This window comes from Streptomyces sp. NPDC028635, from assembly GCF_040637635.1.
In the GTDB taxonomy this organism is placed as follows: Bacteria; Actinomycetota; Actinomycetes; order Streptomycetales; family Streptomycetaceae; genus Streptomyces.
Genome location: NZ_JBEZWX010000008.1, coordinates 32,132 through 47,592 on the forward strand (window position 1 = coordinate 32,132; position 15,461 = coordinate 47,592).

The 15,461-nt window shown below is 72.3% G+C and carries 14 protein-coding genes; 9 read left to right on the plus strand and 5 right to left on the minus strand.

The window, feature by feature from the left end; translation table 11 throughout:
• Positions 1-141 precede the first annotated feature (141 nt).
• Positions 142-1,341 (plus strand): adenosine deaminase, encoded by a 1,200-nt coding sequence (locus tag AB0E88_RS11155; RefSeq protein WP_361628012.1) that lies wholly within the window; start codon positions 142-144, stop codon positions 1,339-1,341.
• 34 nt (positions 1,342-1,375) lie between these two features.
• Positions 1,376-2,059: a glycerophosphodiester phosphodiesterase gene (locus AB0E88_RS11160; RefSeq protein WP_361627505.1), complete on the plus strand. Its 684-nt coding sequence runs from the start codon at positions 1,376-1,378 to the stop codon at positions 2,057-2,059.
• 177 nt (positions 2,060-2,236) lie between these two features.
• Here the strand turns inward: AB0E88_RS11160 and AB0E88_RS11165 are convergent, their stop codons facing one another.
• From AB0E88_RS11165 to AB0E88_RS11175, 3 genes are all read right to left on the minus strand, one after another.
• Positions 2,237-2,737, minus strand: a complete 501-nt coding sequence (locus AB0E88_RS11165; protein ID WP_361627508.1) for an HXXEE domain-containing protein — start codon at positions 2,735-2,737, stop codon at positions 2,237-2,239.
• Positions 2,738-2,864: 127 nt separating this feature from the next.
• On the minus strand, positions 2,865-4,049 hold the full coding sequence (locus AB0E88_RS11170; RefSeq protein WP_361627511.1) for a spermidine/putrescine ABC transporter substrate-binding protein: 1,185 nt from the start codon (positions 4,047-4,049) through the stop codon (positions 2,865-2,867).
• 234 nt (positions 4,050-4,283) lie between these two features.
• On the minus strand, positions 4,284-5,723 hold the full coding sequence (locus tag AB0E88_RS11175; RefSeq protein ID WP_361627514.1) for a gamma-aminobutyraldehyde dehydrogenase: 1,440 nt from the start codon (positions 5,721-5,723) through the stop codon (positions 4,284-4,286).
• Positions 5,724-5,890: 167 nt separating this feature from the next.
• Here AB0E88_RS11175 and AB0E88_RS11180 point away from each other — a divergent pair, with 167 nt between their 5' ends.
• The 7 genes from AB0E88_RS11180 to AB0E88_RS11210 all read left to right on the plus strand — a co-directional run bounded on the left by AB0E88_RS11180 (position 5,891) and on the right by AB0E88_RS11210 (position 12,731).
• On the plus strand, positions 5,891-6,442 hold the full coding sequence (locus AB0E88_RS11180) for an Lrp/AsnC family transcriptional regulator (RefSeq protein WP_361628015.1): 552 nt from the start codon (positions 5,891-5,893) through the stop codon (positions 6,440-6,442).
• A 2-nt stretch (positions 6,443-6,444) separates the two neighbouring features.
• Positions 6,445-7,809, plus strand: a complete 1,365-nt coding sequence (locus AB0E88_RS11185; RefSeq protein ID WP_361627516.1) for an aspartate aminotransferase family protein — start codon at positions 6,445-6,447, stop codon at positions 7,807-7,809.
• A 301-nt stretch (positions 7,810-8,110) separates the two neighbouring features.
• On the plus strand, positions 8,111-8,851 hold the full coding sequence (locus AB0E88_RS11190) for an ATP-binding cassette domain-containing protein (protein WP_361627519.1): 741 nt from the start codon (positions 8,111-8,113) through the stop codon (positions 8,849-8,851).
• Positions 8,833-10,215 (plus strand): hypothetical protein, encoded by a 1,383-nt coding sequence (locus tag AB0E88_RS11195; protein WP_361627522.1) that lies wholly within the window; start codon positions 8,833-8,835, stop codon positions 10,213-10,215. The genes AB0E88_RS11190 and AB0E88_RS11195 overlap by 19 nt, the downstream gene beginning before the upstream one ends.
• An 87-nt stretch (positions 10,216-10,302) precedes the next feature.
• Positions 10,303-10,710 carry a VOC family protein gene (locus AB0E88_RS11200; RefSeq protein WP_361627525.1) on the plus strand — a complete coding sequence of 136 codons (408 nt, stop codon included), beginning with the start codon at positions 10,303-10,305 and terminating at the stop codon, positions 10,708-10,710.
• A gap of 26 nt (positions 10,711-10,736) precedes the next feature.
• Positions 10,737-11,861: an LOG family protein gene (locus AB0E88_RS11205; protein WP_361627528.1), complete on the plus strand. Its 1,125-nt coding sequence runs from the start codon at positions 10,737-10,739 to the stop codon at positions 11,859-11,861.
• 171 nt (positions 11,862-12,032) lie between these two features.
• A complete protein-coding gene (locus tag AB0E88_RS11210; protein ID WP_361627531.1) occupies positions 12,033-12,731 on the plus strand; it encodes an LAETG motif-containing sortase-dependent surface protein in 699 nt (232 codons plus the stop codon).
• Between the two features lie 69 nt (positions 12,732-12,800).
• On the opposite strand, the gene AB0E88_RS11215 is transcribed toward AB0E88_RS11210, so the two are convergent.
• Positions 12,801-13,820 (minus strand): ABC transporter ATP-binding protein, encoded by a 1,020-nt coding sequence (locus AB0E88_RS11215; RefSeq protein WP_361627534.1) that lies wholly within the window; start codon positions 13,818-13,820, stop codon positions 12,801-12,803.
• Positions 13,821-15,422, minus strand: a complete 1,602-nt coding sequence (locus AB0E88_RS11220) for an iron ABC transporter permease (RefSeq protein WP_361627537.1) — start codon at positions 15,420-15,422, stop codon at positions 13,821-13,823.
• Positions 15,423-15,461 lie beyond the last annotated feature (39 nt).

The following is a 15,461-nucleotide window of genomic DNA, read 5'->3' on the forward strand; positions in this document are numbered from 1 at the left end:
GCGCCCCTCCCCAGGCCCCCTCCCCGGATCCCCTGCTCAGCCGCGGCGACAAGTGACAGCACGGGCCTCCCGCCCAGGGCGCCGTTTCCCTGCGCCCACCCGGCACGCCCGCTCCTGCGCCCACCCCCTGGGCACCCGGTCATCCCTCTCCCCCGGCACCCCGTCCTCCCCGCCCCGCCCCCGGCCTACGATGAGCCGGAACCACCGATCAGCCGATCACCGCGTCCCCGCACCGGCACCGCCGGCCGGGGGCGCCGTCCCGGGGAGGACCCCTTGACCGAGCACTTCGACGCCGCCGCCGCGCCCGTCCCGCGCGATCCGCACGCCTTCATCGCCGGACTGCCCAAGGCCGAACTGCATGTGCACCACGTCGGATCCGCCTCCCCCCGGATCGTCTCCGAGCTGGCCGCCCGCCACCCCGACTCCAAGGTCCCGACCGATCCCGAGGCGCTGGCCGACTACTTCACATTCACGGACTTCGCCCACTTCATCGAGGTCTACCTGTCCGTCGTCGACCTGATCCGCACCCCGGAGGACGTCCGCCTGCTCACCTACGAGGTGGCCCGCGACCTGGCGCGTCAGCAGGTGCGTTATGCCGAGCTGACCATCACCCCGTACTCCTCCGTGCGCCGCGGGATCGACGAGCGGGCGTTCATGGCGGCGATCGAGGACGCCCGCAAGGCGGCCGAGGCCGAGTTCGGCACGGTGCTGCGCTGGTGCTTCGACATCCCCGGCGAGGCCGGCCTGGAGGCCGCCGAGGTGACGGCCCGGCTCGCCACGGACGACGCGGTGCGCCCCGAGGGGCTGGTCTCCTTCGGGCTCGGCGGGCCGGAGATCGGGGTGCCGCGCCCTCAGTTCAAGCCGTACTTCGACCGGGCGATCGCGGCCGGCCTGCACTCGGTGCCGCACGCCGGCGAGACCACGGGCCCGCAGACCGTGTGGGACGCGCTGACGTACCTGGGCGCCGAGCGCATCGGGCACGGCACGAGCTCCGCGCAGGACGCGAAGCTGCTCGCGCACCTCGCCGAGCACCGCATCCCGCTGGAGGTGTGCCCGACGTCGAACATCGCCACGCGCGCGGTGGCCACGCTCGACGAGCACCCGATCAGGGAGTTCGTGCGGGCGGGTGTCCTGGTGACGATCAACTCCGACGACCCGCCGATGTTCGGCACCGACCTGAACAACGAGTACGCGGTCGCCGCCCGGCTGCTCGACCTCGACGAACGGGGCCTCGCCGAGCTGGCGAAGAACGCCGTCGGCGCCTCCTTCCTGGACGGCGCCGGAAAGACCCGTATCCGCGAGGAGATCGACGCCTACACCGCGCGGTGGCTCGCTCCCTGACACGCGGGGGCCGGGTGCCGTCACAATGGCCCGCATGCAGACCCTGACGGCCGTGGCGCACCGCGGCGACCCGTACCGCGTCCGGGAGAACACGATCGCCTCCCTGCGTTCCGCGCTCGCCGCAGGCGCGGACGCCGTGGAGATCGACGTACGGCTCACCCGGGACGGCGTGCCCGTTCTCCTGCACGACGAGACGCTGAAGCGGCTGTGGGAACAGGACCGTCCGCTGCTCGGCCTCTCCCTGGCCGAGGTGGAGGGGCTGACCGGCGGCGGGGTACCGACGCTGGCGGCGGCACTGGTGGCGGTGGACGGCAGCCGGGTAATGGTCGATCTGCCCGGCACGCCGGACGTGAAGGCGGCGCGCCGGGTCGTGGACGCGGTCCGGGAGGCGGGGGCGCAGGACCGCGTGTACTACTGCGCGGACGCCCGGGCCATGCTGGCGCTGCGGGCCGCCGACCCGTCCGCGGAGATCGCGCTCACCTGGACGAGCCTCGCGCCGCCGCGCCCGGAGCTGCTGGAGGCGGTGCGGCCGCGCTGGCTCAACTACCGCTTCTCGCTGGTGGACCACGCCCTGGCCGAGCGTGTCCACCGCGACGGCTACCTGCTGTCCGTCTGGACCCCCGACACCCGCCGCGCCATGCGCCGCCTGATCGAAGCGGGCGTGGACTCGATCACCACCAACCGCATCGACGTCCTGACCGCGCTGCGCCAGGGCTAGGGGCGTCCGCGAAGTCCCGTCCGTCCTGCGGGCGAACGACGCATCCTAGGGACCCGTCCCGACGCCCCTACGCCCCGGCGGCTCAAGCGAGTTGACAGGATTCCGGCACTGCGACGCCACGGACCACGCTCCAGCCCGGCCGCCGAGCGGACAACCGGGGCGATCCGCCGGCCGAGGTCACCGGCCGAGCGCCCGCCGCGCCGCCGCGTGCGCCACGACAGTGACGGCGCCGGCTGTCGCCAGGGCGACGGCGAGGTCGCGGAGGCGGGTCAGGCGCAGTACACCGGCGCGGCGCAGGCGACCGCGGGCCCAGAGGGTGAACGGCACGACGACGAGCGGGGAGGTCGCGACCCCGGGGGTGTAGCCCCGTACGGCTGCGGCCTGGGCCATGTGGACCAGGCCGTGGAGGCCGAAGCCGTTCAGCGCGGCCTGGTAGAGGGCCGCCCGGCCGCCGCTGACGTGCCCGGCGGCCGACGCGGCGGCGACGAACGCGCCGACGGCCGCGACCGCCAGGGGGAACTCCCGCTCGTCGACGGCCTCCATCCGGCGCCATGCCCGCTCGGGCACGACCGGGAACCGTTCACGCAGCCCGGGCAGGCTGCGGCGGACCCAGCGCGGGCCGGCCGCCAGTTCCTCGAGGTCGTGGAGCGACCAGGCGGCGAGCAGCCCGAAGGTCACCCAGCCGGACAGGTTTTCACCACCCGACGTGTCACCACGCGTCTCGGCACCACGCGTCTGGGCACCACTCGTTTCTTCACCACTCGCTTTTTCACCACGCGATGAAATATCCACGCGGGCGATTTTCCTACAACCCGACGATCTTGTTCCACCGCTTGGCGAACTCCACCCGCTCCCCGGCCGTGATGTCGCGGGCGATCGCGAGCCGGCGGCGCATGGCCGCGTCCGGGAAGATCAGCGGGTCCTCCGCGAGGGCCGCGGTGTCCTTGTCGTCGGAGGAGGCCAGGACGTGCTGGGCGGCCGGGACCGGGCAGACGTAGTTGACCCAGGCGGCCAGCTCGGCGGCGACCTCGGGCCGGTAGTAGTAGTCAATCAGCTGCTCGGCGTTGGCCTTGTGCCGGGCGAGGTTCGGGACCATGAGCGACTCCGCCCACAGTTCGGCGCCCTCCTCGGGGACGACGAACTCGATGTCGGGGTTGTCCGCGCGCAGCTGGATCACGTCGCCGGAGTAGGCCTGGCAGGCCAGGACGTCGCCGCTGACCAGGTCCTTGGTGTAGTCGTTGCCGGTGAAGCGGCGGATCTGGCCGCGCCGCACCTGGGCCTGGACCTGGTCGCAGACCCGGTGGAAGTCGTCCGCCGTCCAGCGGGTGATGTCGACGCCGTTGCCCAGCATCAGCAGCGCGAAGGACTCGTCCAGCCCGGAGAGCAGCGTGACCCGGCCGCGCAGATCGTCGGCCCACAGGTCGGAGACATGCCGTATCTCACGGCCGAGCTTGCGGCGGTTGTAGGCGATGCCGGTGATGCCGGACTGCCACGGCACCGTGTATCTGCGTCCCGGGTCGAAGGCCGGGGAGCGCAGCAGCGGGTCGAGATACCGGGCGACGTTCGGCTGCCGGGCGCGGTCCAGCTCCTGCACCCAGCCCAGGCGGACGAACCGCGCGCACATCCAGTCGCTGATGACGACGAGATCCCGGCCGGTGGTCTGGTGGTTCATCAGCGCCGGGCTGATCTTGCCGAAGAACTCGTCGTTGTCGTTGATCTCCTCGACGTAGTCGACGGAGATCCCGCTCTGCCTCTCGAAGGCCTCCAGCGTGGGCCGCCGGTTCGGGTGGTCGTCGTCGGTGTCGATGTACAGCGGCCAGTTCGCCCACGTCAGCCGTCTGTCGCGGGCGGAGTCGTCGGCTGCGGCGCGGTCGCCGGGCTGGACGTAGGCCGCGGGCACGCCGCAGCCGGCCAGCGCGCCGAGCGCGGCGGTGCCGCCGAGGGCGCTCAGCAGTGAACGGCGGGAGACGGTCTGGTGTGGGAGGGCCATGGGCGCAGCATGCCGCCCGGTGACACGCGTGATCAATTGACGCCGCGTCGAGCGAAACGACGCCTGCCCGACAGGTTGTCGATCACCGTGCCCGCCCCGGGGGGGCCGGGATGCGCGGCCTCGGGCGCGCACGGCGGCGCCGGACACACCGCGGCCCCGGACGGTCCGTCCTCCGTCCGGGGCCGCGAGCCGTGGATGAGGCCGGCCGGCCTCAGCGCACCCGCAGGGGTGGTGTCACGCGTCCAGGGACGTCATGACGTGCTTGATGCGGGTGTAGTCCTCGAAGCCGTACGCCGACAGGTCCTTGCCGTAGCCGGACTTCTTGAAGCCGCCGTGCGGCATCTCGGCGACCAGCGGGATGTGGGTGTTGATCCACACGCAGCCGAAGTCGAGCTTCTTGGACATCCGCATCGCGCGGCCGTGGTCCTTGGTCCACACCGAGGAGGCCAGGGCGTACTCGACGCCGTTGGCCCACTCGACGGCCTGGTCCTCGTCCGCGAAGGACTGGACGGTGATGACCGGGCCGAAGACCTCGTTCTGGATGATCTCGTCGTCCTGCTTGAGACCGGAGACCACGGTGGGCGCGAAGAAGTAGCCCTGGTCGCCGACACGCTTGCCGCCGGCCTCCACGCGCGCGTGGGCGGGCAGCCGCTCGATGAAGCCCTCGACCTGCTTGAGCTGGTTGGGGTTGTTCAGCGGGCCGAAGAGCACGTCCTCGTCGTCCGGCTGGCCGGTCTTGGTCTCGGAGGCGGCCTTGGCGAGCGCGGAGACGAACTCGTCGTGGATCGACTCGTGCACGAGCACGCGCGTGGCGGCCGTACAGTCCTGGCCGGCGTTGAAGAAGCCCGCCAGGGAGATGTCCTCGACGGCCTTGGCGATGTCGGTGTCCTGGAAGACGACGACCGGGGCCTTGCCGCCCAGCTCCAGGTGGACGCGCTTGACGTCCTTGGCGGCGGACTCGGCGACCGCCATGCCCGCGCGCACCGAGCCGGTGATGGAGGCCATCGCCGGGGTCGGGTGCTCGACCATCGCCCGGCCGGTCTCGCGGTCGCCGCAGACGACGTTGAAGACACCCTTGGGCAGGATCTCGCCGAGGATCTCGGCGATCAGCACGGTGGAGGCCGGGGTGGTGTCCGACGGCTTCAGCACGACGGTGTTGCCCGCGGCGATCGCCGGGGCGAACTTCCACACGGCCATCATCATCGGGTAGTTCCACGGCGCGACCTGCGCGCAGACGCCGACCGGCTCACGGCGGATGATCGAGGTCATCCCCTCCATGTACTCGCCGGCCGAGCGGCCCTCCAGCAGTCGCGCCGCGCCCGCGAAGAAGCGGATCTGGTCGACCATCGGGGGGATCTCCTCGGAGCGGGTCAGCCCGGTCGGCTTGCCCGTGTTCTCCACTTCGGCCGCGATGAGGTCCTCGGCCCGCTCCTCGAACGCGTCCGCGATCTTCAGCAGGGCCTTCTGGCGCTCCGCCGGGGTGGTGTCGCGCCAGGCCGGGAAGGCGCGCGCGGCGGCCTCCATGGCGGCGTCGACGTCCGCCTGGCCGGACAGCGGCGCGGTGGCGTACGCCTCGCCCGTCGCGGGGTTGACCACCTCCGTGGTCCGTCCGTCGGCGGCGTCCCGGAACTCACCGTCGATGTAGTTGCGCAGACGACGCAGCTCGGTGCTCACTGCCGGCCCTCCAAGGTTGGGTGTGTCCAATCACTGAGATGCCCAGACTAATCGCTGAGCCCACGTTTTCAACACCCCTGATCCCCTCACATCTGCGAAATCCGTCGGTCTCAGTCTCGCAAACAACGAATTTCATCGATCGGGGCTTGCACAACTGTCGAGACGTCGTGCACAGTGAGGTCGTGGCCAGTCGAAGCGCAGACCCCAGGGACGCAAGGGACTCCCGCGAGTCCCTCCGCGACACCCCTCGTGAGTCCAGGAACGGGAGCAACCCCAACCTGGACGCCGTCTCCCTCGCCATCATCGAACAGCTTCAGGAGGACGGCCGCCGGCCGTACGCCGCCATCGGCAAGGCCGTCGGCCTCTCCGAGGCGGCCGTGCGCCAGCGCGTCCAGAAGCTGCTCGATCAGGGCGTGATGCAGATCGTCGCCGTCACGGACCCGCTCACCGTGGGCTTCCGCCGGCAGGCGATGGTCGGCATCAACGTGGAGGGCGACGTCGAGGCGGTGGCCGACGCGCTGACCGCCATGTCGGAAGTCGAGTACGTGGTGATGACCGCGGGCTCGTTCGACATCCTCGCGGAGATCGTCTGCGAGGACGACGACCACCTGCTGGACGTCATCAACAAACGCATCCGGTCCCTGTCCGGCGTGCGCTCCACCGAGAGCTTCGTCTACCTCAAGCTCAAGAAGCAGACCTACATGTGGGGAACCCGATAACCGTGAGCACAAAGGACCTCAGCAAGTCCGCGTACGACCACCTGTGGATGCACTTCACCCGCATGTCCTCGTACGAGAACTCCCCCGTCCCGACGATCGTCCGGGGCGAGGGCACCTACATCTACGACGACAAGGGCAAGCGCTACCTCGACGGTCTCGCCGGCCTGTTCGTGGTCCAGGCCGGTCACGGCCGCACGGAACTCGCCGAGACCGCCGCCAAGCAGGCCCAGGAGCTCGCCTTCTTCCCGGTGTGGTCCTACGCCCACCCCAAGGCCGTCGAGCTGGCCGAGCGGCTGGCCAACGAGGCCCCGGGCGACCTGAACAAGGTCTTCTTCACCACCGGCGGCGGCGAGGCCGTCGAGACCGCCTGGAAGCTCGCCAAGCAGTACTTCAAGCTGACCGGCAAGCCCACCAAGTACAAGGTCATCTCCCGCGCGGTCGCCTACCACGGCACCCCGCAGGGCGCCCTGTCCATCACCGGCCTGCCGGGCCTGAAGGCCCCCTTCGAGCCGCTGGTGCCGGGTGCGCACAAGGTGCCGAACACCAACATCTACCGCGCCCCGCTCTTCGGCGACGACCCCGAGGCCTTCGGCCGCTGGGCCGCCGACCAGATCGAGCAGCAGATCCTCTTCGAGGGCCCCGACACCGTCGCCGCGGTCTTCCTGGAGCCGGTGCAGAACGCCGGCGGCTGCTTCCCGCCTCCCCCCGGCTACTTCCAGCGCGTGCGCGAGATCTGCGACCAGTACGACGTGCTGCTCGTGTCGGACGAGGTCATCTGCGCCTTCGGCCGCCTCGGCACGACGTTCGCCTGTGACAAGTTCGGCTACGTCCCGGACATGATCACCTGCGCCAAGGGCATGACCTCGGGCTACTCCCCGATCGGCGCGTGCATCGTCTCCGACCGCCTCGCCGAGCCGTTCTACAAGGGCGACAACACCTTCCTGCACGGCTACACCTTCGGTGGTCACCCGGTCTCCGCGGCCGTGGGTCTCGCCAACCTCGACCTGTTCGACCGCGAGGGCCTCAACCAGCACGTGCTGGACAACGAGGGCGCCTTCCTGAAGACCCTGCAGAAGCTGCACGACCTGCCGATCGTCGGCGACGTCCGCGGCAACGGCTTCTTCTACGGCATCGAGCTGGTGAAGGACAAGGCCACCAAGGAGTCCTTCAACGACGAGGAGACCGAGCGCGTCCTGTACGGCTTCCTCTCCAAGGCGCTGTTCGACAACGGCCTGTACTGCCGTGCCGACGACCGTGGCGACCCGGTCATCCAGCTCGCCCCGCCGCTGATCTCCAACCAGGAGACGTTCGACGAGATCGAGCAGATCCTGCGCGCGACGCTCACGGAGGCGTGGACGAAGCTCTGAGCCCCGTCCGGGCGGCTGCGGCCGCCCCGACGGCTCCGACGACCGCCGCGACGGCCCTCACCGTCCCGGCGGTCACGGATCCTCCGGCGGCGCTGATCGGTCCTCCTGCCGATCTGCCTTCTGGATGATCATCCCGGCCCCGGTGCCCCCGTTCGAGTGAGAAACGGGGGCCCGGGGCCGCGTGCTGTCCGGGCTCCGGGCATCGCCTGCCTAGCGTGCCAGTGACCGATCGGCCCTGCCTTCGTTCGCCCGCATGGGGGAACGGCACGGGAACTACGGATCTGACACGAGGTGTACGCCCATGGAGGCCCCGCCGGACAACGACGTGCTCTGGGCACGCTCCCTGCACTTCACGCACAGCGACGGCTCCCCCGCGCTCCAGGGGATCTCGCTCGGCGTGCGCGAGGGCGAGATCCTCGCCGTCGGCGGCCCGCGCGGCAGCGGCAAGACGACGCTGCTGCGTTGCCTGTCCGGACTCGCCCCCGCCCAGCGCGGCGAGGTGTGGTTCAACAGCGTGCCGCTGCACACCATGGGCCCGGTCACCCGCGAACGTCTGCGCCGCGACCGCTTCGGCTGGATCGACCCCGCCCCGCTGCTGGTGCCCGAGCTGAACGTGTGGGAGAACGCCGCCCTGCCGCTGATGCTGCGCGGCGTGAGCCGGCGCCGCGCCAAGGTCGCCGCCACCGAGTGGCTGGAACGCGTCGACATCGGCGACAAGGCCCGCCGCCGGCCGCACGAGCTGACCCAGGCCGAGCGGCAGCGCGCCTGCATCGCCCGCGCCCTCGCCCCGGCGCCCGCGGTGCTCTTCGCCGACGAGCCCACCGCGCCCCTGCACCGCGCCGACCGCGCCCACGTCCTGCGCACCCTGACCACCGCCGCCCGCTCCCACGGCATCACCGTGGTGCTGGCCACCGCCGACCCGGAGACGGCCGCGCTCGCCGACCGCACCGTGTCGCTGCTCGACGGACGCCGGGTGAAGACGGTGCACCTCCCGCCGGCCACCGAGACGGAAGGCCGGACCGCGTGGTCGCTCTCCGTCTGACCCGCGGCGCCCACCCGGCCGTCCATCTGCGCCGCCTGCTGGTGGCGACGGCGTCGGCGGGCACCGGCTTCCTGCTCCTGTGCACCCTCGGCTACGCGCTGGGCCACCCCGGCGCCTCCCCGGCGTCCCTGCTGCTGCGCCTGGCGTGGTGCGTCGTACCGCTGGCCGCCACGGTGTGGTTCGCGCTGGCGGTCGCCCGCACCGACCCCGCGACCAGGCCCCGCCCCGGCCTGTCCGCCGTGGGCCTGGGTCCCGCCCGCCTGATGGCGATCGCGGCCCTGACGACGGCGCTGTCCACCGCGCTGGGTTCGGCGCTGGCCCTGCTGTTCTTCCTGTACCTGCGCGGCGACCTCACCGGCACGCCGTTCGACGGCGCGGCCTCCCAGTTCCTCGCGGCGGACCAGCCGCTGCCGCTCCCCGCGGCGCTCACCCTGCTCGCCGTCCTCCCGGTCACGTCCTCGGCCCTGGTCGCTCTCGCCCGGCGCCCCCGCGAGCCCCGCCCCCGGCCCGCCGCGCACGCCTACGGCCGCTTCGGCGCGTACAGCAGGACGGCGGTCCGCGAGACGTTCGGGGCGTACGGCAGGTTCGGCGCACGGCTGCGGGGCAGCGAACCGGTCAGCGGGCCGAAGCCCGCGGAGGGCGCCGCCGGGCAGGTGGACCATGGGGACACGGACGTCCTCACGCGCCCAGCGGCCGACGACACCGGCCCCCGGGAGACCCCGGCCGGGAGCACCCGCCCCGCGCCGCCCGCCGAGCCCCAGCCCACCGCCCTCCTCCCCTGGGGGGTCACCCTCCTCGCCGCCGGCCTGGCCACCGAGGCCTACGCCACCCGCACCACCGACCCGACCACCCTCCCCCTGCCCGGTGGCCTGACCTCCGGCCCCGTCGCCGTGCTCCTCGGCTGGGTGCTCGCCGCCGCCGGCCTCGCCCTCGCCGGGCCCGGCCTCACCCACCTCACCGGCCGCCTGCTGCAGGCCGTCCGCCCGGGCGCCCTGCGTCTGCTCGCCGGGCGCGTGCTGATGGCGGAGGCCACCCGCATCGGCCGTCCCCTCGGGGTCGTCTGCGCCGTCGCGTCGGCCGCGTTCGCCACGACCGCCCTGCGCGCCGCCGGCTCCCCCGGGCTCGGCCCGCTGACCACCCTCGGCGCCCTCGTCGTCGCCGGCTGCGCGGTGGGGACCCTGTTCACCGCAGCCGTGGAGACACGCCAGGACCGGGCCGACACCACCGGGGCACTGCTCCGGCTCGGCGCCCCGGCCTCGATGCTGCGCTCGGCCGCGGCCCTGCGCGCGGCCGCCCTGCTGGCCGTGTTCGGCCCGCTGACGCTGCTGGTGGCCGAGTTGGCCGCACTGCCCCTCGCCCGCTGACCGAAAAAATCTTCGGCCGACGATGAGTTCCGCGCGGCGGCCCGGTCTACCCCCCGACAACACCGCACCACCTACGGGAGAGGCCCCATGTACCAGCAGATGATCTTCGTGAACCTGCCCGTGAACGACCTCGAGGCCTCGAAGACGTTCTTCACCGGCCTCGGCTACACGATCAACCCGCAGTTCAGCGACGAGAACGCCGCGTCGGTCGTGATCAGCGACACGATCGTCGTGATGCTGCTGACGAAGCCCTTCTACGCGACCTTCACCGACAAGGGGATCGCGGACACGAAGACGACCAGCGAGGTGCTGATCTGTCTGAGCGCCGAGAGCCGCGAGAAGGTCGACGAGCTGGTCGACCGTGCGATCGCGCTCGGCGGCGCCGCGACCGGCAAGACGCAGGACATGGGCTTCATGTACGGCCGGGCCTTCGACGACCTCGACGGCCACACCTGGGAGATCATGTGGATGGACCCGGCGGCCGTCCAGGGCTGACGCGACGCGGTGCCTAGCATGGGCGGGTGCATTCGACACCCGCCCAGCCGTACGACGGCTCCCACGACCGTGAGATCGAGTCCCTCGCCCAGTTCGACGAGGTGGTCGCGCGCGGCGGCACCCTTGCCGGTTTCCGCGTCCAGGCCGTGGACCTGACGGGCCGTACGGACGTGCTGCTGTCCGTGGACACCGCGGGCGCCGTCTTCCTCGGCTGCCCGATGGCCCCCGAGGCGGCCGCTCGCGTCCGGGCGTCCGACGCCCTGGTCTTCCCGCCCGTGCCCGGCCTGCCCTTCGATCCCTACCGGGGATTCGTCTACTCCGCCGAGGAACTCTTCGCCGGACTCGACCGCGGCTACGAGGCCACCCCCGACGCGCTCGCCTACGCCTGGTTCCAGCAGACCAGGGCCGACGGCGACATATTCGCCTCCATGCTGCGCTCGATCCACGACGACGCGGTCTCCGACGCCCTCGACGAAGTCCTCGTCGGCGCGCGGGTCGTGGGCGTCATGGGCGGCCACGCGATGGCGCGCGGAAGCCGTGAGTACGCCGGTGCCGCGCGCCTCGGCAGCGCCCTGGCCCGGACCGGCCTCACGGTGGCGACGGGCGGCGGACCCGGCGCGATGGAGGCGGCGAACCTGGGCGCGTACGCGGCGCCCTTCGACGACGACATGCTGACCGCCGCCCTCGAACACCTCGCCCCGGTGCCCTCGTTCAGGCCGTCGGTCACCGACTGGGCGCGGGCGGCCTTCGAGGTGCGCGCCCGCTGGCCGCGCGGCGGCACGTCGATCGGCATCCCGACCTGGTTCTACGGCCACGAGCCGCCGAACCCGTTCGCCACGCACATCGCCAAGTACTTCGCCAACGCCACCCGCGAGGACGGCCTCCTGGCCCGCTGCACCGCCGGTGTGGTGTTCCTGCCGGGCGCCGCCGGCACCATACAGGAGATCTTCGACAACGCGACGCCGAACTACTACGAGTCCCGCGGCGAGGCGACGCCGATGGTGCTGGTGGACCGGGCGCACTGGACGGAGCGGCTGCCGGCGTGGCCGCTGCTGGAGTCGCTCGCCCGGGACCGTTCGATGGCGTCCCGGATCGCGTTGGTCGACCGGATCGAGGAGGCGCCGGAGGCGCTGAAACGTCTCGCCGGTTAATAAGCGGGCAAAGTCAACGCCCCTGACGGGCATATGCGTTGACACTCCTTATGGAGCACTTATAAACCTGTGAGCCTCATGGGGCGGTGGTGCCGGGCGGTTGTGATCGCATCTCCTCGGCGTCCCATCCCCCCTTCAACCCCCCGCAGTTGGATCCCGTAAAGGACAAACGTGTCCATATCCCGCCGTACTGCCGCCCGTTCCGTGCGCGCCCTCGGGGTCGCCTCCGCCGCGGCGGCGCTCGCGCTCGGTGTCGCCGGAAACGCGCTCGCCTGCAACATCAGCGAATTCTCCGCCAAGGCCTCGTGCGAGGGTGACAAGGGCGTCATCACCGTCACCGACGTCGACGCCTCCGGCACCGCGGCCGTCGTCTCCGTCTTCCTGGAGAACAAGGGCAGCGACGACCACAAGGTCGGCGAGCAGACCGTCACCGGCTCGGCCGAGGGTGTGACCATCACCTTCGCCGAGGACTGGAAGCCGAACGCCACCTACCGCGTCCACGTCCTGGCCGGCGACGCCAAGCACCCCATCGTGGACGAGGACATCACGCCGAACCTCACCACGCCGCCCACCGCCTGCAAGAAGGACACCCCCTCGACGCCGCCGGCCCCGCCGACCAGCCCGGCGCCGAAGCCGTCGCAGTCGACCCCGGCCGAGGACACGCCGAGCCCCTCGGCCCCGGCCAGCACCGCCCCCGCGGGCACCCCGAGCAACGCGCCGTCCCCGGCGGCCGGTGACTCCAACCTCGCCGAGACCGGTGCGAACTCCAACACCGGCCTGATCGCCGGCGTGGCGGGCGCCCTGGTCGTCGTCGGCGGCGGTGCCGTCTTCCTCGGCATGCGCCGCCGCGGGGCCAAGAGCAACGGCTGACCCCGCGCACGTACGCCGGCCCGCCCCCGGGAGACCGGGGGCGGGCCGTTCGCATGAACCCGGAAGCCCTCAGCCGAGGACGACGACTTCGGCCCCGTCGAAGGCGACGCCGACCTCGGCACCGACCTCGGGCGCCTCGCGCAGCGCGCAGGCGGCCTCCAGGCGGGGCGCGTCCTCGGGCTGGAGGTGCACCGCGACATGGGTGCCCCGGAAAGTACGGGCGGTGACGGTGCAGCGCAGCCCCTGCGCCACCTCGGTCAGCCGGACCCCGGCCGGGCGGACCAGCACGTCGCGCGGACCCTGCGGGGAGCCGTCGGGCACCGGCAGCTTGCCCCAGGGCGTGTCGGCGGCCTCGCCGACGACGGTTCCCGGCACCACGTTGTCGAAGCCGAGGAACCGGGCGACGAACGCGTCCGCCGGGTGCTGCCACACCTGAAGGGGCGTGCCGGACTGGGCGATCCGCCCGTCCCGCATCACCACGACCCGGTCGGCGAGTGCGAACGCCTCGCCCTGGTCGTGGGTGACGGCGAGCACGGTGGTGCCCAACCGGCCGAACAGCTCCCGCAGTTCGACGACGAGGCGTTCGCGCAGCGAGCGGTCGAGCTGACCGAGCGGCTCGTCCAGCATCAGCAGCCGGGGCCGCGGCGCGAGCGCCCGGGCGAGCGCGACCCGCTGCTGCTCACCGCCGGACAGCGCGCCCACGGCCCGCCGCCCGGCCCCGGGCAGCCCGACCAGGTCCAGCAACTCACCTACCCGCTCGCCCTGTTCGCCCTTCCCGGCGCCGTGCATACGCAGCCCGAAGGCGACGTTTCCGGCCACGTCCCGCTGCGGGAAGAGCTGGTGGTCCTGGAACATCAGCCCCACACCCCGCTTGTGCGCGGGCACCTTCGCCTGGTCCCGGCCGTCCAGCAGGACCCGGCCCGCATCGAGTGGCTGGAGTCCGGCGACCGCCCGCAGCAGCGTCGACTTGCCGCTGCCGCTCGGGCCGAGCACGCACACCACCTCGTGCTCGGTGACGTCCAGGTCGACGGCGTCGAGGACGGTCCGCTCGCCGAAGCGGACGGTCGCGGCATCGAGGCTGAGCAGCATCTAGAACTCCCCCGTCCGGTCGGGCACCCGCAGGCTCTCCAGCACGAGCAGCGCCACGGCGCACACCACCATCAGAATCGTCGACAGGGCCATCGCCTGCCCGTAGTTGAGGTCACCGGGCCGCGCCAGCAACCGGGCCACGGCCACCGGCAGCGTCGGCGTGTCGGGCCGTGCGATGAACACGGTCGCCCCGAACTCGCCCAGCGACACGGCGAACGCGAACCCGGCGGCGATCAGCAGCGCCCGCCGCACCATCGGCAGATCGACCTCCCGCCACACCCGCCACGGCGAGGCCCCGAGCACGGTCGCCGCCTCCCGCAGCCGTCCGTCGACCGCGCGCAGCACGGGCAGCATGGTCCGGATGACGAAGGGGACGCCGACGAGCGCTTGGGCGAGCGGCACCAGGATCCAGGAGCTGCGCAGGTCCAGCGGCGGCTTGTCGAGCGTGATCAGGAAGCCGAAGCCGACGGTCACCGCGGACACGCCGAGCGGCAGCATCAGCAGCGCGTCGAAGCCGCGCACCAGACGTCCGGCGTCGCGGCGGGTCAGCGCGGCGGCGGCGAACCCGCCGATCAGCAGCGCGATGCCGGTGGCGGCAAGGGCGTACTGCAGCGAATTGCCGATGGCCTCGATCGGCGGCACGAGGAAGGTGTTGCCGTCCTGGGCGGTCAGCTCCCGGTAGTAGCGCAGACCGCCGTCCAGGGAGCGCTGCACCAGTACCGCGGGCGGCAGCACGAGCAGCGCGGCGATGGTCAGCAGCACACCGGCGAGCAGCGCCCACTGCCCGGCGCCGCGCGGCCGGCGGGCCGTCGTCGCCGCGTCCACCAGCTTCAGCGCGCTCTCCCGGCGCCGCACCGTCCAGGCGTGCACGGCGAGGATCACGCCGACGGCGACGAACTGCACGATCGTCAGGACGGCGGCGGTGGACAGGTCGAAGATGTCGGCGGTCTGCCGGTAGATCTCCACCTCCAGGGTGGAGAAGCCGGGCCCGCCGAGGATCTGGACGATGCCGAAGGAGGTGAAGCAGAACAGGAACACCATCAGCCCGGCCGCCGCGACCGCCGGCGCCAGCGCGGGCAGGGTGACCGTGCGCCAGGCGGTGAAGCGGGACGCGCCCAGCATCCGCGCCGCGTCCTCCTGGCGCGGGTCGAGCTGGGCCCACAGACCGCCGACGGTGCGCACGACGACGGCGTAGTTGAAGAAGACGTGGGCGAGCAGGATCGCCCACACCGTGGTGTCCAGCCGTACGCCCCACAGCTGGTCGAGCAGCCCGCCGCGGCCGACCAGCGCCAGGAAGGCCGTGCCGACGACGACGGTCGGCAGCACGAACGGCACCGTCACCACCGCCCGCAGCAGCCGCTTGCCGGGGAAGTCGAAGCGGGCGAAGACATACGCGCCGGGCAGGGCGAGCAGCAGGGTGAGCCCGGCGGAGACCAGCGCCTGCCAGGTGGTGAACCACAGCACGTGCCGGATGTCGGACTGGCCGAGCACATCGGTGAGCCGTCCGAACTGCCAGACGCCGTCCACCTTCAGGCCGCGGGCGACGATCGCCGCCACGGGGTAGGCGAAGAACACGGCGAAGAACGCGACGGGCAGGGCCATCAGGCCGAGCCGCGCCGCGCTCCCCGCGCGGTGCGTGCG

Excerpts from the sequence above, each read along its gene's own strand:
- AB0E88_RS11170 (WP_361627511.1), bottom strand. The coding sequence starts at position 4,049 with ATGGCCCTCCCACACCAGACCGTCTCCCGCCGTTCACTGCTGAGCGCC.
- AB0E88_RS11190 (WP_361627519.1), top strand. The coding sequence starts at position 8,111 with ATGGAGGCCCCGCCGGACAACGACGTGCTCTGGGCACGCTCCCTGCAC.
- AB0E88_RS11160 (WP_361627505.1), top strand. The coding sequence starts at position 1,376 with ATGCAGACCCTGACGGCCGTGGCGCACCGCGGCGACCCGTACCGCGTC.
- AB0E88_RS11200 (WP_361627525.1), top strand. The coding sequence starts at position 10,303 with ATGTACCAGCAGATGATCTTCGTGAACCTGCCCGTGAACGACCTCGAG.
- AB0E88_RS11220 (WP_361627537.1), bottom strand. The coding sequence starts at position 15,422 with ATGGCCCTGCCCGTCGCGTTCTTCGCCGTGTTCTTCGCCTACCCCGTG.
- AB0E88_RS11215 (WP_361627534.1), bottom strand. The coding sequence starts at position 13,820 with ATGCTGCTCAGCCTCGATGCCGCGACCGTCCGCTTCGGCGAGCGGACC.